We start from the raw sequence: 21921 nt of genomic DNA, 5'->3' as shown, positions 1-21921 counted from the left end.
GGCTTCGCCTTGCATCAGCTATCCGCCAGCCGAGCCCAATGAGCTGTCGGGTCAGCGCGCCGCCGCCGAAGCCGTGATAAATCTCGATCCTGCTAGTCGTGCGACAGCAGGATGATTTGCCGCTTAGGTCTTGCTGTCACCAACCTCTACCAGCAAAGCGGGAGAGCGCATTCGATCGCTGCAGCGAACGGTAGGCACGTCAGGTGTACGTTGATTGCACCTTGCGTAAGCGGCGTTTGCTTCGCCGGCACAAATCACCTAAATAAGTGCGGCTCAAAGACCCGGAAACCTCTCCACCAAGCATCCCCCGCCAAGGTTCCGCGAAGTGGCTGTGTCTATGTACGGGTCTCGGTTTCGCGGTGAGGCCGCTACTACCGGAGCCTAGGGCAATGGCCGTAGCCAGCACCCATATATGGGCCGCTAAGGCGAATCCTTGGGTTCGTCGACCGTCGCAAACGCTTGGATAACGTTTGCGAGCTTAGCAGCCTCTTGTTTGGTTAAGTCGCTCGGCAGTCCCACGATCTTTACAATCGTGTTGGCTCGGATGGGGATGGGGACGACGATCTCTATCTCGGACGGACTTACGAAAACGTGGTGGGTGGGCGCACCCTGGTGCACAGCGGCGGATGTGGCAATGGGTGACGGCGCGATGGGTTGCGTGGTCGCTTTCTCTGCCCTCACATTCGACGGCTTTGGGACAAGGGCGACTCTGAAGTTGAGAGGGTCGGCGCGGTAGCTCTTGAAGTCAGCGATAGCGCTTTGCACGCGCGACTTGTACACTTTCACACTGTCCGGCTTGACCTCGCCCGGCCGCTTGTTCATGAACCGCCGGGCAACGTCGTCGAGATTCAACTTCGTGACGTCGGCAGTTTCGTCTGCATCTAGAGCGCTAAGCAGCGTGTTGACGGCCGCCTTGCGGCTCGCAGCCGTTTGCGCGTTCATCATCCCCTTGCCGGCAAGCCAGTCGAGGAAGGCGATGAGGTCCTTCTGGGATGTGTTGGTCGCAGTCATTGGTCAATCCAAGTGAACGGGAACTCGTCTAATCGGAATCCATGGGCAAATCAACCCGTCCGAACAGACAAATCTATGTCTATTAACATCACGAACGCGTGACGAGATTTGAAGTGGGTCAATCTCTGTCTGTCCAGATCGGTGATGTGCTGCCGCAGATCGGCCCGGGCGTGCTCCCGACCCAGGATGCAAAAGATCGGCATCGTCACGGAGGTCGCCTGAAGTGAGTGTCGGGGCCTTTTTTCCCGCCCTCCAGCGTCGTCCTCGCGAACGCGAGGACCCATACCGCGTGATGTCTGAAGGGGGCAGGCGGCACGTTCCGTGCGCCCTATGACAGCCGGTGGTTATGGATCCCGGATCGGCGCCCACCGACGCGTTGCGTCGGCGGGCTTGTCCGGGATGACAGCGGAGGATGTCGCTGTCATCAAACCATCGCAGGCGCGGTTCGCTGGCCGGGGCTGGCCAACATAGCCGGCGAACCCTCGACGGCTATCCCTTATATCCCATCAGCAGCCGTGGCAGCCACAGCGAGAATGCCGGCACGTAGGTCACGAACATCAGCGCGGCGATCAGGGCGGCGTAGAACGGCAGGATGGTGCGCATGACGGCGCCGACCGAGATGCCGCCGATGGCGCAGCCGACAAACTGCGTGGTGCCGACCGGCGGGGTGTTGAGGCCCAGCGCGCAGTTGATCAGCATCAGCATGCCGAACTGCACCGGATCCATGCCCGCCTTCATCGCGATCGGCAGGAAGATCGGGGTGCAGATCAGGATGGTGGCCGCCATGTCCATGAACGTGCCGAGCAGGAACAGGATGACGTTGATCAGCAGGAAGATCATCCAGGGCTGCGTCGACACCTTGCTCATCAGGTCGCCGGCGAAGTCGGCGACTTCGTAGAGTCCCATCAGGTACTGGAACATGGTGGACACGCCGATCAGGAGCAGCACCACTCCGGTCGTCTTGACCGCCTTGGCGGCGGCCCGCAGGAAGTTCTGCAGGGTCATGGTGCGGTAGATGAAGAACGTCAGCAGGATCGTGTAGGTGACCGCGACCGCCGCGGATTCGGTGGCGGTGAAGACGCCGGACAGGATGCCCGCCAGGATGATGCCGACGATCAGAAGCCCGGGCAGCGCCGCCGCGAACGAGCGGGCCACCTCCGCCCAGCCTGGAAACTTGCCCGCGGGATAGCCGCGCTTCACGGCGACCGCGTAGGCGGCCACCAGCATGCAGATCATCAGCACCAGCGCCGGCAGGAGGCCCGCGGCAATCAGCGCGCCGATCGACACCTTGCCGCCGGCGGCGAGCGCATAGATGATCATGTTGTGACTGGTCGGCATCAGGGCTCCGACCAGCGAGGCATGGGTGGTGACGTTGACGGCGTAGTCGGTGTCGAACCCTTCCTTCTTCATCATCGGGATCATCACCGCGCCCATCGCCGACACGTCGGCCACGGGCGAGCCGGAGACGCCGCCGAACAGCGTGCAGGCCACGACGTTCGACATGCCGAGCCCGCCGCGGATGTGACCGACGAGATTCTTGGCGAGCTGCACGATCTTGTCGGCGACGCCGCCATGCAGCATCAGCTCGCCGCTGAAGACGAAGAACGGGATGGCGAGGAACGAGAAGATGTTCATCCCCGACATCATCTGCTGGAAGATCACGGCGACCGGCAGGCCTTCATAGAGGATGGTGCAGATCGCCGAGAGGCCGATCGCAAACGCAACGGGAACGCCGAGGACCAGGAAGCCGAAGAAGGTGACGCCGAGAATGATCAGTTCCATGACGGGACGACCTCTTCACCGCGCAAGAGAGCCATGATGTGCTCGATGGAAAACATGACGATCAGGATTCCCGAAGCGATCAGCGGCACGTAGCGGACGACTTCGGGCAGGCCGAGATTGGCGATCCTCACGGTGCCCACGGAGGCGCCGAGGATCCAGCCGTTGTAGGCCATCGCGACGCCGAATATCGCGACCAGCACGTGGATGACGAGCTCGATCTTTTCCCGCATATGATCCGGCAGCATCACCAGCAGACTGTCCATGCCGATATGGCCGGCGTCGCGAACGCCGACGGCGGCGCCGATCAGCGTGACATAGAGGATCAGGACCAGCGCCAGATTCTCGGTCCAGGTCGGGCTGGAGTTGAGAACGTAGCGTCCGAACACCTGGTAGAAGACGATGGTGACGATGACGAGCAGGCCGGCGACGGACAGATACATGCCGACGCGCGCGATGACGGCGTTGATCCGCGAGAGCAGGCCGGTCGACGGACGTCCCTCCTGCTGCTCGTGGTCTCCAACATGAGGATCTGTCATTCCCGGCCCTCCCTGGCCTGAGTCCGGTGCCGCCGCACGGCGACGCCGGACCCGGTCCCTATTTTTATGTGGTTCTTACTTGGTGTCCTGGATGCGCTTGACGAGGCTCGAGAGCTTCTCGTCGCCGGCGAATTTCTGGTACACCGGCTTCATCGCGTCGACGAATTCCTGCTTGTTGGCGATCGTCACGACCTGGACGCCGGCGGCCTCGACGGCCTTGCGGGAGGTCTGCTCGCGCTCGTCCCAGAGCTTGCGCATGACCGGCACGGATTCCTTGGCCGCCTTGCGGATCATCGCCTGATCCTCCTTGCTCAGCGTGTCCCAGACCTTCTTGGACATCACGAGGACTTCGGGCGCCAGCGAGTGCTCGGTGACGTTGTAGAACTTGGCGGCCTCGAAGTGACGCGAGGACTCGTAGGACGGCCAGTTGTTCTCGGCGGCGTCGACGAGGCCGGTCTTGAGCGCGGTGTAGACCTCGCCATAGGGCATCGGGGTCGGGTTGGCGCCGAGGCTCTGGATCATGCCGACCCAGAGGTCGGACTGCTGGACGCGGATCTTCAGGCCTTTGAGGTCGGCGAGCGACTTCACCGGCGCCTTGACCGTGTAGATCGAGCGCGCGCCGCTGTCATAATAAGCCAGGCCGACCAGGCCGGCGGGCTCCATGGCGGCCAGGATCTCGTCGCCGATCGGCCCGTCCAGGACATTGCGCATATGCTGCGTGTCGCGGAACACGAAGGGCAGGCACAGCGCGACGGTCTCCGGCACGAAATTGTTGAGCGGCGACGAGTTGATCCGCATCATGTCGAGCGCGCCGATCTTGAGCTGCTCGATCGTGTCCTTCTCGGAGCCGAGGGCGCCGTTCGGAAACACCTTGACGCCAAGCTTGCCGCCGCTCGCGGTTGCGAGCTGCTTGCCCATGAACTTGACGGCTTCGACGGTCGGATAATCGGCGGGGTGCACATCGGCGGAGCGGAAATCGCGCGCGGTCGCCAAAGGCGACGAGACCGCCAGCACAGCGGCCGCAATGATACCTGTAAGTGCCTTCATCTTGGTTTCCTCCTCAATTGATTATGTCGTTGTTGTTGGGCAGATGCTGCAGGCCGCCTTGGGTCGCTGCACTCCAGATGCGAAGTCATGCGACAATATCACGCGTACGGCCAGTGGCATTTTCTGTCCAAGCCAAAGGCGGCATCGATCAATGCAAGAGTTGCATCGATCGATCGGGTGCGATCTGGCGCGATGCAACCAGCGGATCGACCGCCTCAATGATGAAGGCGCCGCCTCGAACGGCCGCGGAGACATTTGCCGGCGCCACCTCAGATGCGATCACCTGACCCTGTCCGGCCCTTGCGCCCGGGCGGCGGGGCTGGCATTCCCACGGCTGATCTCCGGACCGGCCCGGCGGGTTTGCCGGTTGGTTACCAGCGCCGGGCTACAGCCGGTTCCCGAGCGCTTCCCGCGGCGTTGCTCCGGCCCGTCGCGTCCGATTTCGATTCGACGAGGTTTTGAGAGCCATGACCGTACGCCTGCACCGCGGCGACCTGCCCGATCTTTCCCGCTACACCACCTCGGTGGCGATCGACACCGAGACCATGGGGCTCAATCCGCACCGCGACCGGCTGTGCGTGGTGCAGCTGTCGCCCGGCGACGGCTCGGCCGACGTGGTGCAGATCCCCAAGGGGCACACCGACGCGCCGAACCTGAAGGCGCTGTTCGGCAACCCGGACATCACCAAAATCTTCCACTTCGCGCGCTTCGACGTCGCGGCGCTGTTTCACGCGTTCGGGGTGATGCCGCAGCCGGTCTATTGCACCAAGATCGCCTCGCGGCTGGCGCGCACCTATACCGACCGCCATGGTCTCAAGGACCTCGTGCGCGAGCTGCTCAACGTCGATCTCTCCAAGCAGCAGCAGTCGAGCGACTGGGGCGCCGAGCAGCTCAGCGAGCCGCAGCTCGCTTATGCTGCCTCCGACGTGCTGCATCTGCATGCGCTGCGCGAAAAGCTCGACGGGATGCTGGCGCGCGAAGGGCGGCTGGCGTTGGCGCAGGCCTGCTTCGCGTTCCTGCCGCACCGGGCGACGCTCGATCTGGGCGGATTCGAGGCCGAGGACATCTTCGCGCATTCCTGAGGGGGGCGAATCGCAGCCGCGTTCACGATCATTAATGTCTCGTAATGATCGCGAGGCCCCTGCGTCGCGATTTAGCGCCAGTTCCAGGCTGCAATGGTGGGGCCCCCCATGGTAGGATGCGTGCTGTTTCGCGCGCATCCCGTGTCCGTCGGAGCCCTGGTGAACTCGGTCCACAACCCCGCCTATGATCCCACCCTGCAGGCGCGCTTCGCGGTCGCGGCGCGCCACAGCCGCTTCGTGCGCGTGCTGCGGGTCGCGGTGCCGGCGGCGGTGGGACTGGCGATGGCGGTCGTGATCGGCATCGCGCTGTTCAATCCGTTCCACATGGAGATCAACACCCCGAATCTCACCGGCAACCTCGTCATCTCCGGCCGCAAGATCACGATGGAGACGCCGCATCTGACCGGCTTCACGCCGGACCAGCGGCCGTATGATCTCGTCGCCCGGAGCGCGGTGCAGGACCTCACCGATCCCGATCACGTCGAGCTCAACATCCTCCGCGCCAAGGTGCTGATGGAGGATCAGTCGACGGTGACGTTGAAGGCGAATACCGGCGTGTTCGACACCAAGCAGCAGCAGCTCGAGCTGACGAAGGACATCCTGCTGACGACGTCGACCGGCTACGAGGCGCGGCTGAGCCGGGCCTCGGTCGACATGGCCAAGGGCACCGTGAGCTCGGACGAGCGCGTCGACGTCAAGCTCACCAACGGTACACTTTCCGCCGACCGCCTGCGCATCACCGACAATGGCGAGGTCATCCGCTTCGAGGGCAATGTGATGATGAACCTCGACAACATGAATGCCGCTCCGGCCACGACGGCGAGCGCCGATCCGGGCCGTCCGGCCCGCAACGTGAAGTGAGCTCATGACGACGTGTCGTTTCATTCCCGTAGCGATTCGCGGCGCCGGCTTCGCCGCGCTGGCGTTGCTCGCGCTTGCCGACTCATCGCAGGCGCAGAGCGCGACCACCGGTGTTCCGAACGCGCTGCAGGGATTTTCCCAGAACCGCGACCAGCCAATCCAGATCGAGGCCGCCGCGCTGGAGATGCGCGACAAGAAGAAGGAGGCGACCTTCACCGGCAACGTCAAGGTCGTGCAGGGCGACACCACCATGACCTCGAAGTCGCTGGTCGTGTTCTACGACGGCGGCGCCCAGCAGGGCGGTGCCAAGGCGACCAAGGCGACGCCGGCTGCGACGCCCGGGCCGGACGGCAGCTCGGCGATTCGCCGTCTCGAGGCGCGCGGCGACGTCAAGGTGACGCAGAAGGACCAGGTCGTGACCGGCGAGACCGCAGTCTACGACACCAAGACCAACATGATCTCGATGCAGGGCGGCGTGGTGCTGACCCAGTGCAAGAACGTGATGCGCGGCGACCGGCTGACGGTCGACATGACGACCGGCGTGTCGCGGGTCGAATCGGACAGCGGGCGCGGGGTGCAGGTGCTGCTGCCGCAGGCGGGCGCGGGCGCGAGCGGCGGCTGCGGCCCGTCGACGGCCTCGGCTCCGGGCGGCGCCGGGCCGCTGCAGCTCGGTCCAGGCAAATCGAAGTGACTTCAATTATTTAGCAAAACGCCGGCGGCCCAGTTGAACCGCGGCGCTGCTGCCTCTATCTAGCGAGCGGGCGGTTCTGTCGCAGGACCGATGCAACGGGAGGCCGTGGAACCCGTTGCGTGGCTGCGAAAGAGTGATGCCGGACACGATTGCGATCTTGCGATCGGTCGCCTGCGTGGCGACCGCGACTTCGCCGTCAGACGACAAACTCCGAAGCGCGGCCTGCCGCGCTTTGGCCGGCCTCGCGCTCCCTGTGATCCGCGAGAGGTGAGATGCGTTCGCTCGCGGTGGGCGGGCGAGCCAGCGCTGCGGTCGATGACGGGCAGCCTCGAAGGGCGTAAGCGAAGCGGGGATGGTGGATCTACTCGGCATGTTTCGTGGGCGTCCCGCCAAGCGCGGCCAGCGAGGCTCCTCGCGCCGGCGCGACGACATCACGGCCATGGACGATCCGTTCGGCAATTCCTACAGCGATGATCCGCTCGCCGCGCTCGCCGACTCCGTGCGCGACGAAACGGTGCCACGCATCAATCCGCGCTCGCCGCAGAACACCGAGCAGATCCAGCGCAAGCGGCCGGCCTCGCAGCCGATGCCAGCCAAGCCGCGCAACAATGGCAGCGGCGGCCCGCAGCTGCTGCGCCGGCCAGGCTTCCTCGCCGTGCACTCGATCGAGAAGAGCTTCGGCAGCCGCCAGGTCGTGCGGGGAGTGTCGATCTACGTCCGCCGCGGCGAGGCCGTCGGCCTGCTCGGGCCGAACGGCGCCGGCAAGACCACCGTGTTCTACATGATCACCGGCCTGATCAAGGCCGATCGCGGCGCCATCGAGCTCGACGGCCATGATGTCACGCGGCTGCCGATGTATCAGCGCGCCCGGCTCGGCATCGGCTATCTGCCGCAGGAAGCCTCGATCTTCCGCGGCCTCACCGTCGAGCAGAACATCCGCGCCGTGCTCGAGGTCGTCGAGCCCTCGCGCAAGAAGCGCGAGCGCGAGCTCGACGCGCTGCTGGAAGAATTCACCATCACGCGGCTGCGCAAGTCGCCGTCGATCGCGCTGTCCGGCGGCGAGCGCCGCCGCGTCGAGATCGCGCGCGCGCTGGCGACGCGCCCGAACTACATGCTGCTCGACGAGCCGTTCGCCGGCATCGATCCGATCGCGGTCGGCGACATCCAGCAGCTGGTGCGCCATCTCACCAATCGCGGCATCGGCGTGCTCATCACCGACCACAACGTCCGCGAGACGCTCGGCCTCACCGACCGCGCCTACATTGTGTACGCGGGGCAGATTCTTACCGAAGGCAGCCCGGAGGAGATCGTCGCCGATCCCGACGTGCGCCGGCTGTATCTCGGTGAGGAATTCCGGCTGTAGGATTACGGACGCGGTGTTTGTCGGCTTTTGTCGTCTGCGCGACATCAGGCGGAAACGCTACGATCAACGCTGTTTCCAGCAGGTTCGCGAGGACCGGTAACCTCGTCTTCTCCGCGCGCCATACTCCGTTTTTCTTATTCGTCAAGCCGTGTACATCGCGCGCGGATTAGGATAAGCAAGAATTGGACCAGTAAGGGAATGTTCTTGCTCCCATGGCGTTGACGCAGAGATTAGAATTCCGCCAGTCGCAGTCGCTGGTGATGACGCCGCAGCTGATGCAGGCGATCAAGCTGCTGCAACTGTCCAATCTCGACCTCTCCACGTTTGTCGAAGAGGAGCTGGAGCGCAATCCGCTGCTGGAGCGCGCGAGCGACGGTCCGGAAGCGCCGGTCGCCGGCGAGCAGCAGATGTCCGAGCGCGCCGAGTTCTCGGAAGGCAGCGAAGCCAACGGCGACGATTTCGGCGAGGCCGGCGGCAGCGGCGGCGAGAGCTTCGAGGGCGCCCAGGAAGACTGGATGAGCCGCGATCTCGGCACCCGTACGGAGATCGAACAGACGCTCGACACCGGGCTCGACAACGTGTTCTCCGAGGAGCCGGCTGAGGCCGCCGCGCGTACCGCGCAGGACGCAGCGCCGACCACCTACACCGAATGGGGCGGCGGCGCCTCCGGCGACGAGGATTACAATCTCGAAGCCTTCGTCGCGGCCGAGACCACGCTGTCGGATCATCTCGCCGAGCAGGCGGCGGTGGCCTTCACCGCGCCGGCGGACCGCATGATCGGCCAGTACCTGATCGATCTGGTCGACGAGGCCGGCTATCTGCCGGCCGATCTCGGCCAGGCCGCCGACCGCCTCGGCGCCGAGCAGGCCGACGTCGATGCCGTGCTCGGCGTGCTGCAGACCTTCGATCCGCCGGGCATCTGCGCGCGCAACTTGAGCGAATGTCTCGCGATCCAGCTGCGCGAGCTCGACCGCTATGACCCGGCGATGCAGGCGCTGGTCGAGCATCTCGATCTGCTGGCGAAGCGCGACTTCGTTGCCCTTCGCAAGCTGTGCGCCGTCGACGACGAGGACCTCATCGACATGATCGGCGAGATCCGCAGGCTCGATCCGAAGCCGGGGCTGAAGTTCGGCACCACGCGCACGCAGACCATGGTGCCCGACGTCTACGTCCGTCCCGGTCCCGACGGCGGCTGGCTGGTCGAGCTCAACAGCGACACGCTGCCGCGCGTCCTCGTGAATCAGGTCTATTACTCCGAGCTGTCGAAGACGATCCGAAAGGACGGCGACAAGTCCTACTTCACCGACTGCCTGCAGAACGCGACGTGGCTGGTGCGCGCGCTCGATCAGCGCGCCCGCACGATCCTGAAAGTGGCGACCGAGATCGTGCGCCAGCAGGACGGCTTCTTCACCCATGGTGTCGCGCATCTGCGTCCGCTCAACTTGAAGGCCGTTGCGGATGCGATCCAGATGCACGAATCGACCGTGTCGCGCGTTACCGCCAACAAATACATGGCGACCAATCGCGGCACGTTCGAGCTGAAATATTTCTTCACCGCCTCGATCGCATCGGCCGATGGCGGCGAGGCGCATTCGGCAGAGGCCGTACGTCACCACATCAAGCAACTGATCGATGCGGAAGATCCCTCCGCAATTCTCTCCGATGATACGATCGTCGAGAAGCTGCGCGCCGCGGGCATCGACATCGCCCGCCGCACGGTCGCGAAATACCGGGAGGCGATGCGGATCCCGTCCTCGGTGCAGCGCCGCCGCGACAAGCAGAGCATGCTGGCGCATGCCCTCTCGGCCCCTGCCAGCGCCGACCGCACCCGGGATACCGCGTCAGTTTGACCGCTGCGCAAGATTGCGCCTTCACCAAATAGGCTTAGTGTCATACTTGGTTCACATGAATCGAGGCGGCACATGACCCTGCGGATTTCCGGAAAGAGCATCAGCGTCAGCGAAGCGCTGCGTGGGCGCGTCAGCGAGCGCACCGACGAGGTCTTGCGAAAATACTTCGACGGCAACTATTCCGGCCATGTCACGCTCTCCAAGGACGGTTTCGGGTTCAAGACCGATTGCGCGCTGCACCTCGATTCGGGCATCACGCTCGAGGCCGAATCGAACGCGCCGGACGCCTATGCCAGCGCCGACCAGGCGCTCCTGATGATCGAGAAGCGCCTGCGCCGCTACAAGAGCCGGCTGAAGGACCGCTCGGGGCGCAAATCCCACGCCGCCAATGCGGCGCTCGCCAATCTCGACGGCGCGGTGCTGGATGCGCCGAGCTACGTGATCGAGGCGCCGGCCGAGGGCGACGAGGAGATCACCGGCTACAGCCCGGTGATCATTGCCGAGAACACCACGGCGTTGAAGCGCCTGTCGGTGTCCGAAGCCGTGATGGAGCTCGATCTTTCGGGGGCACCCTGCATGGTGTTTCAGCACGGCTCCAGCGGCCGGGTGAACATCATCTACCGCCGCGCCGACGGAAATATCGGCTGGGTCGATCCGCCGGCGGTGAAGCCGTAGTCCCGCGGATGCGTTCCAGGGATCTTCCGGCGGCGCGAAAACCGGTTCCCGATCAGGCGGTTGGCCGACCGGTTGCGACGTCACGCCACGGCAATGAATAGATGCGATCAAGCGGTTGGGGCGCTGGCGCCTTCAGGCCGCCACGCTCCGGCGATCTTTAAGGATAGGCTGCGGGAACACGCTTGCGGGTGTTGGCACGGCCGTTGCGTTGGGGTAGAAGCCCCACCCATCGGACACGGGTTAAGCCCGCCTGCCGCCTCAGCTTCTTGACGCCGGTCTGTCCCGACCTATTTCGCACCCTGACGGTTCAATCACCTCGGAACGCCCTATGCCGATTACCGATCTGGTCGCACCCGAGGCGATCGTGCCGGCTTTGAAGGTCATCAGTAAGAAGCAGGCGCTGCAGGAGCTGGCAGCGCGCGCGGCTGCGCTGACCGGGCAGAATGAGCGCAACGTGTTCGAAGTCCTGCTGCAGCGGGAGAAGCTCGGAACCACGGCCGTCGGCTACGGCGTCGCGATTCCCCACGGCAAGCTGCCGAAGCTGGAGAAGCTGTTCGGCCTGTTCGCCCGGCTGGAGCGGCCGATCGATTTCGAAGCCATGGACGGCCAGCCGGTCGATCTCGTGTTCCTGCTGCTGGCGCCGGAAGGCGCCGGTGCCGACCATCTGAAGGCCCTGGCGCGGATCGCCCGCCTGCTCCGCGACCAGGATGTCGCCAAGAAGCTCCGCGCCTCGCGCGACGCCCAGGCGATCTATTCGGTGCTGGCGCTGCCGCCCGCTTCCGCGGCCTGACGTCGTATCGCGCCGCCCCGCAAGGACCGAGAAAGCCTGCTGGCGAACCTCCGCGCGGCCCCGAGCCCGTTCGTCCGAGCGCACGTGGGCAACGGCGTCGGCTCGTAGCCGAACTCGACGACGAGCTCCTGGAATGCCTCGCTGCGGAGCAGGTCGAAATGATGCGGCATCATTCGCTCCTTGTAGATGCCGACTTTCCGGCCGCGTCCCGACGACGTCAGGCCGCGGCCGAGCACATCGAGCTCCGCGGCCGTCTTGCGCGGAAGTCCCAGGTAGTCGCAGATGCGGTTAAGGACAGGAAACGACGACCGCGCCACATCGTCGATCGCGAGCTCTGAATAGAGCTCTTCGAACTTCACGGTCAGGCAGGCTGGCGAGTCCAGCCAGCTCATGAACTTCTTGATGCCCGATCGGGGCAAAGAGAGGAGGGTCGATGTGATTCGGGAGGCGTCATCGGGGTGAGCGGCCGATCCGGCCGACCGCAGATAGGCGTTCCACTTCCGCATCTTCGGGTAGGCCGCCGAGTGGTAGACGAAGTCGACCCAGCTCACGACGATGTCGCGGGGGTCGCGGACGATGAACAGCATCTTGTGTTCCGGTCTGCCCAGGAGATATTGCTCGAGATAGGGACAATACTCGGTGTGCGAGGCGCAGGAGTAGCCGGAGCGCAGGGCCGACGCCCAGAGCGGGGCCGGAAGCGCGCGTCCGTAGTCGAGCGAACCGTCGGGATTCAGCTTGCTGATCGATGACGTGTAGGTGTGATAGCCGACATCGACATGACCGCCCAGCGCTCTGACGAGTTCGACCAGCAGGTACGTCCCCGCTTTCGGCACGCTGTTGCAGATGACGTAGTAAGGGCTCGGCCCCGGCGGAGGACTGTCAAGAAAGACGTGCCGGTTGGGTAGGGTCCCGAGTGCAAGTTCTCGAAAGACGCCTGCATCAAGCCGTGATCCATGCATTTGCCATCCCTACACATGCTCGTCACACAGCGGACTAGCGCGTGCCGCAACAGGGACAACTTAAGGATTGGACACCTTCGCCTTAAACCGGGTCGGATTGTATCTGGTTGTCAAATCGACCGTTCCGGACATCGACGGAAACAAATTTCTCAAAAGCACTTCGGCAGCCGCTTCGTCCTTCCCCGGCTATCGCAATGATCTCGCCATGTAGCGCACCGTCTTGGCGCCGCCATGGATGCTGGCCGCCGCCAGCGGCGCGAAGCCGAGCGCAGCATGGAACGCGTCCGACTGCGGATTGGGCGGATCCAGATTGACCTCGCAGACGATGCGGTCGTGGTCCGCCGCGGTCGCCTCCCGAATCAGCTCCTCATAGAGCTGCCGCGCCAGGCCCCGGCCGCGGGCGGCCGGCGCCACCACGATGCGGTCGACATAGATGAACCGATCGTAGCGCGAGCGAAACCAGCGGTGATTGGGATTATCGTAGACGGCGGCGTGGTCCAGCGCGATCATCAGCGCATCGGCCCCGCCAATCCGCCAGGCCCGCCATGCCCGATCGAGCAGCTGCATGAGCGTTTCGGGCGTGAGCCACGACAGCTCGGAGGCATGCGCGTTGTTGAGCGCGAGCAGTGCGTCCGCGAGCGCAGGATCTGCGCGCAAACCGGCCGCGCTCATGGGTGTTGTCAGCAAGGTCATGCGCGGCGATCGCTCCAAGCAGCCCAGCAGAAAAAAGGGCCGTCCCCGTTTCCGGGGACCGCCCTCGTGTCAGTCCGTGAGCTGCATGCTCCTCATGAGCATCGCGTCTCAATGAGCATCGAGTCTCACGAGAGCGGTCGCTGCAGGCGCTGCGGCTCGGCCTTTGCGTCAGTGGACGCTCACGGCCTGGAGTTCGTGGCTCCACGCATTCGCAATCGCTGCTTCGCGGCTGTCGGTAAGCATGATCGGCGTGCCGTCGGCGGCATGCAAGGCGAACAGCTTCAGTCCCGGCGCGATGTGCGGCGCCTGCGGAAACAGTCCCGGTACGTCTTCGGAGCGGATCTGCTTCACATAAGCGATGTGGCCCTCGCCCAGGGTCGCCAGTGACTCCAGGGAGACGGGGGATTCCGACGCGACATTACCTTCAGTCATGGTCTCGACTCCTTCTGAGACTCAAGCGGTCGAGTCCGCTACTCGTTCCATCAAACCATTATTCGTGTTCATTGATAGCGATTGTCTTAACGATCCGCTCAGGCTCGGGCCTGGCCAGATCGACCGACAACAACCCGTTCTTCAGGTCCGCACCGAGCACATGCATTCCCTCCGCCAGCACGAAGGTGCGCTGGAAGTGGCGCGCGGCGATGCCGCGATGAATGTATTGCCTGGTCTTGTCGTCCTGCTGCCGACCGCGGATGACGAGCTGGTTTTCCTCAATGGTGACATCGAGTTGGTCGCGGGTAAAACCCGCCACCGCCAGCGTGATCCGCAGACGCTCGGGCTGGCCATTGGTGCGCTCGAACCGCTCGATATTGTAGGGCGGATAACCGTCGGCACCTTTGACGACGCGGTCGAGCACGCGCTCGATCTCGTCGAAGCCCAGCAGGAACGGACTGGAGAGCGAAGGAACACGAGACATGGTTTACAAAGTCCTCTCGAAGCGACTTTGATGTATCAGGGCCCTGACGGCACCCCTTGAGCAGCAATATGGGCACGATCCGGGGCGCGTTCAAGCACCCCGAATGCGCCGGAACGGCCAGCCTGTGGAAGGGTTTAAACGGACAGCCGCTGCCGGCCGTCGGCCGAGAACAGATGCAGCTTGGCCCGCGGCGCCACGGCGCGAATCCGCGCGCCGATCTCCGGCGCGGCGGTGCCCGGCAGCCGCACGATGATGTCGTTGGCGGTCGCGGTGAGCCGGTCATCGCTGCCCATATCCTGGCGCGCGCCATAGACATAGGTCTCGGCGCCGACATGCTCGATCGCCTCGACGCGGAGGTCGAGCCCGACCCCGCCCGCCGGAACGGTGTCGCCGAGCTGGAAATCCTCAGGCCGGATGCCGAGCTGGCCCGCCTCTGCGGGAACCGCGTCGGCGCCGTGCAACTGGGCGCGCACGCCATCGGTCGGCATCAGGTTCATCGGCGGTGCGCCGATGAAGGACGCGACGAAGGTGGTCGCGGGCTTCTGATAGATGTCGAGCGGATTGCCGATCTGCTCGACCTTGCCGCCGTTCATCACCACCAGGATGTCGGCGAGCGTCATGGCCTCGAGCTGGTCGTGGGTGACGTAGATCGCGGTGGTGTTAAGCCGGCGCTGCAATTTGCGGATCTCGACCCGCATCGCGATGCGCAGCTTGGCGTCGAGGTTGGACAGCGGCTCGTCGAACAGGAACACCTTGGGTTGGCGCACGATGGCGCGGCCCATCGCCACGCGCTGACGCTGGCCCCCGGACAGCTGCCGCGGCTTCCGCTCGAGCATGGAGCCGAGCTCGAGAATGCGCGCGGCGTCCTCGACGCGCGTCCTGATCTCCTTCTCCGCCATGCCGCGATTGCGCAGGCCGTAGGCCATGTTGTTATAGACGGTCATGTGCGGATAGAGCGCATAGTTCTGGAACACCATCGCGATGTCGCGATCGGCAGGCTCGATGGCATTGACGATGCGGCCGCCGATGTCGATCTCGCCCGACGTGATCGTCTCGAGCCCCGCGACCATCCGCAGCAGGGTGGATTTGCCGCAGCCCGACGGCCCGACCAGCACGCAGAACTGACCATCGCCGACATCGACATCGACGCCTTTGATGGCTTCGAAGCCGCCGGGATAGACCTTGCGGACGTTGCGGAGTGTGACGTTGGCCATGGGTTACCTAGCGAATAGCGAATGGGGAGTAGCAAATAGGGAAGGGGACGAGGCGAGCCGTTGCGCGAACATCCCTGTTCGCCACTCGCCATTCGCTATTCGCCCCCTCGTCACTTTTCCGTCTCCACCAGCCCCTTGACGAACAGGCGCTGCATGACGACGACGACGAACACCGGCGGCAGCATCGCGAGCACGGCGGTCGCCATGACGACCGGCCACTCCGTCAGCGCGTCGGTTGTCGTGATCATCTTGCGGATGCCGATCTGGATGGTCTGCATGTCGTCGCGTGTGGTGATCAGCAGCGGCCAGAGATATTGATTCCAGCCGAGGATGAACAGGATCACGAACAGCGCCGCCATGTTGGTGCGCGACAGCGGCAGCAGGGTGTCCCAGAAGAAGCGGAGCGGCCCGGCGCCGTCGATGCGGGATGCCTCCAGGAGCTCATCCGGCACGGTCATGAAGAACTGGCGGAACAGCAGCGTGGCGGTGGCCGAGGCGATCAGGGGCAGCGCCAGCCCCGCATAGCTGTCGAGCATGTGCAGGTCGGCGACGATCTTGTAGGTCGGATAGATGCGCACCTCGACCGGCAGCATGAGGGTGATGAAGATGAGCCAGAAGATCGGCATGCGGAACGGGAAGCGGAAGTAGACGACCGCATAGGCCGAGATGATCGAGATCGCGATCTTGCCGACGGCGATCAGCAGCGCCATGACCAGCGAGTTCAGCAGCATGGTCGCCACCGGCTCGCGGGTCGAGCCGCTCGTGCCGACGAAGATGGTCTGATAGTAGGTCGACAGGAAGTGCCCGCCCGGCAGCAGCGACATCTGCCCGTTGGCGATGACCGCATTGTCCTGCGTCGAGGCGACGAACGCGAGATACACCGGGAACGCCACGATCGCGATTCCGATCCACAGGATGGCGTGCGCGACGTAGCGTCGAATGCCTTCTTGCTCGACCATCAGTAGGTCACCTTGCGCTCGACGAAGCGGAACTGGATCGCCGTCAGCACGATGACGATGACCATCAGAACGACGGATTGTGCGGCCGACGAGCCGAGATTGCCGCCGAGCAGGCCGTCCGTGTAGACCTTGTAGACCAGCGTCTCGGTGGACTTGCCCGGGCCGCCACGGGTCATCGTGTCGATGATGCCGAACGTCTCGAAGAAGGCGTAGACGATGTTGATGACCAGCAGGAAAAAGATGGTCGGCGACAGCAGCGGGAAGGTCACGGTCCAGAACCGCCGCATCGGCCGCGCGCCGTCGATCGCGGCGGCCTCGAGCACGCTGCGGGGGATGCTCTGCAGCCCGGCGAGGAAGAACAGGAAGTTGTAGGAGATCTGCTTCCAGGCGGCCGCGAGGATGATCTGCAGCGCCGCCTGGTCGCCGTCGAGCAGCGGATTCCAGTCGATGCCCATCGCGCGCAGATAGCGCGAGATCACGCCGAGCGACGGATGCAGCATGAAGATCCAGAGCACGCCCACCACCGGCGGCGCGACCGCGTAGGGCCAGATCAGCAGCGTCCGGTACAGCGTGACGCCGCGCAGCGGCTTGTCCGCCATGACCGCGAGCAGCAGCGCGACCGAGAGCGACGAGAGCGCGATGGCGAAGGAGAAGCCGAATGTGCGGAGAATGGCTTGAAAATAGTCAGGCTGACTGAGCAGGTCGGCGTAGTTCTCGAACCAGACGAAGCTCGTGGACAGGCCGAACGCGTCCTGCAGCAGGAACGACTGGATAACGGCCTGGATCGCGGGCCAATAGAAGAAAATCAGCACGATCGCGAGCTGGGGAGCGACCAGCACGAACGGCAGCAGTTTTGATTGGAAGATGGCGTTCTTCTGCATGGTCGGTCGGCGAGCCGGCAGGCCGCGGGTGGCCTGCCGGCTCTTGGCCTCACTTCACGGCCGTCTTTTCGAACTGGCGCAGCATTTGGTTGCCGCGCTCGACCGCGGCGTCCAGCGCCTGCTTGGCGGTCTTCTTGCCGGCCAGAGCCTGCTCGATCTCCTCCGACCAGACGTCACGCAGTTGCACCATGTTGCCAAGACGCAGGCCGCGGGAATTCTCCGTCGGCTCCTTGTTGGTCAATTCGAGCAGCGGCGTCTCCAGGTAGGGCTGATCCTTGTAGAAGCCCTCGGCCTTGGCCTTCGCGTAGGCCGCCTTGGTGATCGGCAGATAGCCCGAGGCCTTGTGGATATAGACCTGACGATCGGTGTCCGAGAGGAAGGTCAGGAACTTCGCCACGCCCTTGTATTCGTCCGCGCTCTTGCCGCCCATCACCCAGAGCGAGGCGCCGCCGATGATCGAGTTCTGCGGTGCGCCCTTGGCGTCGGGATAATAGGGCATCGGCGCAGCGGTGAAGGCGAACTTGGCCTGCGCCTTGACGTTGCCGAAGAACGCCGACGAGGTCAGGTAGATCGGGCATTCGCCCGAGGTGAAGCGGCCCTCGCCGGTGTTGGTGCGGCCGGCATAGTCGTAGGTCTTGTCCTTCTGCAGCTCGACCAGGTTTTCGAGATGCTTCACCTGCAGCGGACCGTTGAACTCAAGGACGGTATCGAAGCCGTCGAGACCGTTCGCCTTGCTGGCGAGCGGCACGTTGTGCCAGGCGGAGAGCTGCTCGAGATTGACCCAGGTGACCCACGAGCCGGAGAAGCCGCAGGTCGGATGGCCGGCCGCCTTCAGCTTCTTGGCGGTCTCGAACAGCTCGGGCCAGGTCTTCGGGATCTCGGCGTTGACCTTCTTCAGCTCGTCGAGATTGACCCACATGACGGTGGATGAGGAGTTGAAGGGGAAGGAGAGCATTTCGCCCTTCGAGGTCGAATAGTAGCCGGTGATGGCCGGCAGGTAGCTCTTGGGATCGAACTTCTCGCTGGCGTCCTGCATCAGCTTGTAGACCGGCTTCACGGCGCCGGTGGCGGCCATCATCGTGGCGGTGCCGACCTCGAACACCTGCATGATATGCGGCGCATTGCCGGCGCGGAAGGCGGCAATGCCGGCATTCATCGTGTCGGCGTAGTTGCCCTTGTAGGTCGGAACGACCTTGTAGTCGGTCTGCGAGGCGTTGAAATCGTTGGCGAGCTTGACGATGACGTCGTTGTTGGCGCCGGTCATCGCGTGCCACCACTGAATCTCCGTCACCGCATGCGCGGGTGCGGCGGCGCCAAGGACCAGCGTGGCTGCCGCAGCGGCGGCGGTCCAGAATTGTCGAAGTGACATTAAAAAATACCTCCCATGGAACGTCATCGGCGTCGCGGCCGTAGCAGCGCGAGATGACAGTTTTGTGAATGTATAACCGGTTGGATCGTCAGCGGAAAGCGCGTTCGTCGCGGCTTCGCGGCGGAATGCCGCGACTTGCGCGAGACGGCGCGGCGCCGGGGCGATGCCCCAGGCGACGCTAGCGTGGGGAGACGACAGGCTGATGGCGCTTCAGCGCTTGCGCTCGGCGCACACCGTGCCCTGGGACAGCAGGGCCTGGATCTCGTGCTCCGAATAGCCGAACTCGCTGAGCACCTCCTGCGCATGCTGGCTGAACTTCGGCGGCGTGGAGCGCAGGGTCGGCTTGGTGCGTTCGAGCCGGATCGGCGACGCGACGCCCTTGTACCAGTCCTTTTCGATGACATCGCCGCGGTAGATCGTGTGCGGATTGGTCAGCGCCTGGTCGATCTTCTGCACGGGTCCCGCCGGCAGGCCGGCCGCGAGCAGCCGGTCGCACAGCGGCGCCGCCTCGAATTGGCTGAAGACGGCGGCGAGCTCGCCGCGCAGCGCCTCGCGATTGGCGACGCGATCCTTGTTGCGGGCGAAGCGCGGATCGGTGCCGAGCTCCGGCCGGCCGATCTCCTTGGCGAGCTTGCGGAAGGTGCCGTCATTGCCGACGCCGATGAAGATATCGTCCGTCTTGGTCGGGAAGATCGCGTAGGGAACGAGGTTCGGATGCTCGTTGCCGGTCAGCGACGGCGGCTTGCCGTGCATGAAGTAGTTTGCGGTATGCGGATGCATGATCGCGAGGCCGGTCTCATACAGCGTGACCTCGAGGAACTGGCCGAGCCCAGAGCGCTGCCGTTCCGACAGCGCCATCAGGATGCCGATCGCGGCATAGAGTCCGGTGGTGATGTCGACCAGCGGCACGCCGATCCGCATCGGTCCGCTCTGCGACGAGCCGGTCGCGGCGATCATGCCGGTCATCGCCTGGATGATCGCGTCATAGCCGGGATTGCCGCCGCGCGGACCGTCGGCGCCGAAGCCGCAGATGCGGCAGTGCACCAGCTTCGGGAATGTCTCGCGCAGCGTGTCGCTGCCGATGCCCCACTTCTCCAAGGTGCCGGGCTTGAAGTTCTCGATCAGCACGTCGGCGGTCTCGAGCATCCGCATCAGCACGACGCGGCCACCCTCGGAAGCGAGATCCAGGCCGATCGAACGCTTGTTGCGGTTGATCCCGACGAAATAGGCAGCGTCTTCGTCGTGGAAGGGAGGGCCCCAGTCGCGGACCTCGTCGCCGGCCGGCGGTTCGACCTTGATCACGTCGGCGCCGTGATCGGCCAGGATCTGTGTGCAGTAGGGCCCGCCGAGCACGCGCGTCAGATCGATCACGCGCAGTCCGGCCATGGCGCCGGGAGCAAATTGGGGTGTCATCGGATGTCGCGAGGTTGGTTTCAGCTCGCGGCCATTAAGCATTGCTGCGGCGCTGGTGCAAACGTGGCTCGCCGAATGGCGCCGTCGCGAAAACGCGAGGCCTGCCCTGCGGCGGGCGCGGGAAAACGCTGCCGCAGGGCGGAATTCAGCCTCAGACGACGGTCAGCTTGACGTCGACATTGCCGCGCGTGGCGTTGGAATAGGGGCACACCTCGTGCGCCTTGGCGACCAGAGCCTCGGCGTCGGCCTTGGCGAGGCCGGGCAGCGACACCGCGAGCTCGACGGTGATGCCGAAGCCGCCTTCTGAACGCGGGCCGATGCCGACGGTCGAGGTCACCGACGTGTCGGCGGGAACCTTCGGGCCGCCCTGCGAGCCGACAAACTTCATCGCGCCGATGAAGCAGGCCGCATAGCCGGCCGCGAACAACTGCTCCGGATTGTTGCCGGCGCCACCGCCGCCGCCGAGCTCCTTCGGGGTGGAGAGCTTGACCTTGAGCGAGCCGTCGAGGGTCGCGGCTTCGCCGTCGCGGCCGCCGGTCGCCTTGGCGCTGGTCTTGTAGAGCACGTTCACGGACATGGGGTGTCTCCCGGTTGGATGGACGAATTCAGTGGCGCTATATTGCACGCAATTGAATTGCGAGCAATATAATTGTTCGGTAGAAAATTCGTGATCGGGGCGCCGGGCCCGTTGTCGACCCGAGGCGTGCGGGCTCAAGATGCCGATAGGATCGACCTGTGGTGACCTCGATGCGAAAGAAGTCCGCGGCAGACCTGCCGCTCCAGCTCGGCAACCAGCTCTGCTTCGCCGTCTATTCGACCGCCCATGCCTTCAACCGGGTCTACAAGCCTTTGCTCGACCGTCTCGGCCTCACCTATCCGCAATATCTGGTGATGCTGGTGCTGTGGGAGCGCGACGGCCTGTCGGTGAAGGAGATCGGCGAGCGGCTATTCCTGGATTCCGGCACGCTGACGCCGCTGCTGAAGCGGATGGAGGCGCTGCATTTCATCAGGCGGACACGATCGGCCGAGGACGAGCGTCAGGTGATCGTCACCCTCACCGCCCAGGGCGCGGGACTACGCGACAAGGCAAGGTCGATCGTGCCGCCCGCGATCCTGGATGCGACGGGCTGCTCGCTCGCGGAACTGGCCGACCTGCACGGCAAGCTGGTGCGCCTGCGGGAGCAGTTGAATGCGGCGGTGGAGGGGTGAGGAGCGGTCAGACTGGACCGAGCAGGCGCTTCTTTGAGAATGCCCACCCAGAATGCGATTTCAGGTAGGTCTCGAACGCCAACGCGCGATGCTTGTCCGGAAAGGCGCAATACCAGACCAGCATCCACGGCATGAACTTGGACGTGTGAACTGACCGGCCAGCGTTGTGATCCTTCAGGCGCTGTCTGATGTCCGCTGTCGCGCCGACATATTCCTGCTCGGGGAAGGCGAGGCTGCGGATGATGTAGATGTACCGCATGCGAAGGCACTCGCCGCGAAGGACTGCGGGCCGGCATTCTGCAATCGGGAAGGGAGTTTGTCATCCCGGCTGCCTGCGTACGAAATCAGGTCGTAAACCGTAGGCAGGCGTGACTCGAGAAAACACCATCTGGAGAAGATGACGGGCCTCCCAAAGCCCGGCTTCGCCAAGGGGCTTCGCCGGGCACCACGCTTCGCCCCTCGGGCTCCGTCGTGGCTGCGTCACGCGTAGCCCGAAGGGCGAAGCGTGGTGGAGCCAGGCGGGATCGAACCGCCGACCTCTTGCATGCCATGCAAGCGCTCTCCCAGCTGAGCTATGGCCCCTGAACCGAGCCGGCGGTCTGGGTGACCGCCGGGGAGCA

The 21921-nt window shown here is 64.5% G+C and carries 23 protein-coding genes and 1 tRNA gene; 8 read left to right on the top strand and 16 right to left on the bottom strand.

All coding sequences use genetic code 11. The annotated features are described in order from the left end of the window. Nucleotides 1–420: 420 nt before the first annotated feature. From QX126_RS27065 to QX126_RS27050, 4 genes are all read right to left on the bottom strand, one after another. Nucleotides 421–1011: a hypothetical protein gene (locus QX126_RS27065; protein ID WP_315784913.1), complete on the bottom strand. Its 591-nt coding sequence runs from the start codon at nucleotides 1009–1011 to the stop codon at nucleotides 421–423. A 489-nt stretch (nucleotides 1012–1500) separates the two neighbouring features. After that, entirely contained in the window at nucleotides 1501–2793 is a 1293-nt protein-coding gene (locus QX126_RS27060; protein ID WP_315784909.1) for a TRAP transporter large permease, read from the bottom strand. Beyond that, nucleotides 2784–3329 carry a TRAP transporter small permease gene (locus QX126_RS27055; RefSeq protein WP_315784906.1) on the bottom strand — a complete coding sequence of 182 codons (546 nt, stop codon included), beginning with the start codon at nucleotides 3327–3329 and terminating at the stop codon, nucleotides 2784–2786. Before QX126_RS27055 ends, QX126_RS27060 begins: the two co-directional genes overlap by 10 nt. 75 nt (nucleotides 3330–3404) lie before the next feature. Continuing rightward, on the bottom strand, nucleotides 3405–4376 hold the full coding sequence (locus QX126_RS27050; protein ID WP_315784903.1) for a TRAP transporter substrate-binding protein: 972 nt from the start codon (nucleotides 4374–4376) through the stop codon (nucleotides 3405–3407). Between the two features lie 467 nt (nucleotides 4377–4843). Here QX126_RS27050 and QX126_RS27045 point away from each other — a divergent pair, with 467 nt between their 5' ends. The 7 genes from QX126_RS27045 (at nucleotide 4844) to ptsN (ending at nucleotide 11688) form a co-directional block, all read left to right on the top strand. After that, a complete protein-coding gene (locus tag QX126_RS27045) occupies nucleotides 4844–5458 on the top strand; it encodes a ribonuclease D (protein WP_315784900.1) in 615 nt (204 codons plus the stop codon). Between the two features lie 159 nt (nucleotides 5459–5617). Beyond that, nucleotides 5618–6319, top strand: coding sequence for an LPS export ABC transporter periplasmic protein LptC (lptC, locus tag QX126_RS27040; RefSeq protein WP_315716868.1), 702 nt, complete (start codon nucleotides 5618–5620; stop codon nucleotides 6317–6319). A 4-nt stretch (nucleotides 6320–6323) separates the two neighbouring features. Beyond that, a complete protein-coding gene (locus QX126_RS27035; protein WP_315784897.1) occupies nucleotides 6324–7010 on the top strand; it encodes an LptA/OstA family protein in 687 nt (228 codons plus the stop codon). Between the two features lie 352 nt (nucleotides 7011–7362). Continuing rightward, entirely contained in the window at nucleotides 7363–8373 is a 1011-nt protein-coding gene (gene lptB, locus QX126_RS27030; RefSeq protein WP_315784894.1) for an LPS export ABC transporter ATP-binding protein, read from the top strand. A gap of 212 nt (nucleotides 8374–8585) precedes the next feature. Further along, nucleotides 8586–10223: an RNA polymerase factor sigma-54 gene (gene rpoN, locus QX126_RS27025; protein ID WP_315784891.1), complete on the top strand. Its 1638-nt coding sequence runs from the start codon at nucleotides 8586–8588 to the stop codon at nucleotides 10221–10223. 72 nt (nucleotides 10224–10295) lie between these two features. After that, nucleotides 10296–10898, top strand: coding sequence for a ribosome hibernation-promoting factor, HPF/YfiA family (gene hpf / locus QX126_RS27020; RefSeq protein WP_315741249.1), 603 nt, complete (start codon nucleotides 10296–10298; stop codon nucleotides 10896–10898). A 328-nt stretch (nucleotides 10899–11226) separates the two neighbouring features. Next, nucleotides 11227–11688 carry a PTS IIA-like nitrogen regulatory protein PtsN gene (gene ptsN / locus QX126_RS27015; RefSeq protein WP_315716874.1) on the top strand — a complete coding sequence of 154 codons (462 nt, stop codon included), beginning with the start codon at nucleotides 11227–11229 and terminating at the stop codon, nucleotides 11686–11688. Here the strand turns inward: ptsN and QX126_RS33615 are convergent. The 10 genes from QX126_RS33615 to QX126_RS26965 form a co-directional block, all read right to left on the bottom strand. Continuing rightward, complete coding sequence (locus tag QX126_RS33615; RefSeq protein ID WP_409999128.1) at nucleotides 11649–12647, bottom strand: sulfotransferase domain-containing protein; 999 nt, start codon at nucleotides 12645–12647, stop codon at nucleotides 11649–11651. The genes ptsN and QX126_RS33615 overlap by 40 nt on opposite strands. 186 nt (nucleotides 12648–12833) lie before the next feature. Further along, entirely contained in the window at nucleotides 12834–13340 is a 507-nt protein-coding gene (locus QX126_RS27005; protein ID WP_315784884.1) for a GNAT family N-acetyltransferase, read from the bottom strand. A gap of 168 nt (nucleotides 13341–13508) precedes the next feature. Beyond that, nucleotides 13509–13772, bottom strand: a complete 264-nt coding sequence (locus tag QX126_RS27000) for a DUF1150 family protein (RefSeq protein ID WP_009026315.1) — start codon at nucleotides 13770–13772, stop codon at nucleotides 13509–13511. Nucleotides 13773–13830: 58 nt separating this feature from the next. Further along, nucleotides 13831–14256, bottom strand: coding sequence for an Hsp20 family protein (locus QX126_RS26995; RefSeq protein WP_006613108.1), 426 nt, complete (start codon nucleotides 14254–14256; stop codon nucleotides 13831–13833). A 134-nt stretch (nucleotides 14257–14390) separates the two neighbouring features. Then, the gene (locus QX126_RS26990; protein WP_315758164.1) at nucleotides 14391–15470 is read right to left on the bottom strand and encodes a sn-glycerol-3-phosphate import ATP-binding protein UgpC; all 1080 of its coding nucleotides are present in this window, start codon (nucleotides 15468–15470) and stop codon (nucleotides 14391–14393) included. 110 nt (nucleotides 15471–15580) lie between these two features. Further along, nucleotides 15581–16429, bottom strand: coding sequence for a sn-glycerol-3-phosphate ABC transporter permease UgpE (gene ugpE, locus QX126_RS26985; protein ID WP_315758163.1), 849 nt, complete (start codon nucleotides 16427–16429; stop codon nucleotides 15581–15583). Next, nucleotides 16429–17310, bottom strand: a complete 882-nt coding sequence (gene ugpA, locus QX126_RS26980; protein WP_315741244.1) for a sn-glycerol-3-phosphate ABC transporter permease UgpA — start codon at nucleotides 17308–17310, stop codon at nucleotides 16429–16431. Before ugpA ends, ugpE begins: the two co-directional genes overlap by 1 nt. Before the next feature lie 49 nt (nucleotides 17311–17359). Next, nucleotides 17360–18679 carry a sn-glycerol-3-phosphate ABC transporter substrate-binding protein UgpB gene (ugpB, locus tag QX126_RS26975; RefSeq protein WP_315741243.1) on the bottom strand — a complete coding sequence of 440 codons (1320 nt, stop codon included), beginning with the start codon at nucleotides 18677–18679 and terminating at the stop codon, nucleotides 17360–17362. A gap of 210 nt (nucleotides 18680–18889) precedes the next feature. Next, nucleotides 18890–20092: a CaiB/BaiF CoA-transferase family protein gene (locus tag QX126_RS26970; RefSeq protein ID WP_315784881.1), complete on the bottom strand. Its 1203-nt coding sequence runs from the start codon at nucleotides 20090–20092 to the stop codon at nucleotides 18890–18892. 151 nt (nucleotides 20093–20243) lie between these two features. Then, a complete protein-coding gene (locus tag QX126_RS26965; protein ID WP_315741241.1) occupies nucleotides 20244–20669 on the bottom strand; it encodes an organic hydroperoxide resistance protein in 426 nt (141 codons plus the stop codon). Nucleotides 20670–20839: 170 nt separating this feature from the next. Here QX126_RS26965 and QX126_RS26960 point away from each other — a divergent pair, with 170 nt between their 5' ends. After that, nucleotides 20840–21301, top strand: coding sequence for a MarR family transcriptional regulator (locus tag QX126_RS26960; protein WP_315785041.1), 462 nt, complete (start codon nucleotides 20840–20842; stop codon nucleotides 21299–21301). 7 nt (nucleotides 21302–21308) lie between these two features. Here the strand turns inward: QX126_RS26960 and QX126_RS26955 are convergent, their stop codons facing one another. After that, nucleotides 21309–21560: a GIY-YIG nuclease family protein gene (locus QX126_RS26955; RefSeq protein WP_315784879.1), complete on the bottom strand. Its 252-nt coding sequence runs from the start codon at nucleotides 21558–21560 to the stop codon at nucleotides 21309–21311. A gap of 247 nt (nucleotides 21561–21807) precedes the next feature. Beyond that, nucleotides 21808–21883, bottom strand: a tRNA-Ala gene (locus tag QX126_RS26950). Between the last annotated feature and the right edge of the window lie 38 nt (nucleotides 21884–21921).

This window comes from Bradyrhizobium sp. SZCCHNPS1003, from assembly GCF_032381555.1.
In the GTDB taxonomy this organism is placed as follows: Bacteria; Pseudomonadota; Alphaproteobacteria; order Rhizobiales; family Xanthobacteraceae; genus Bradyrhizobium.
Note: the sequence above shows the minus strand (reverse complement) of the source record. Positions and strands in the feature narration are given on the sequence as shown.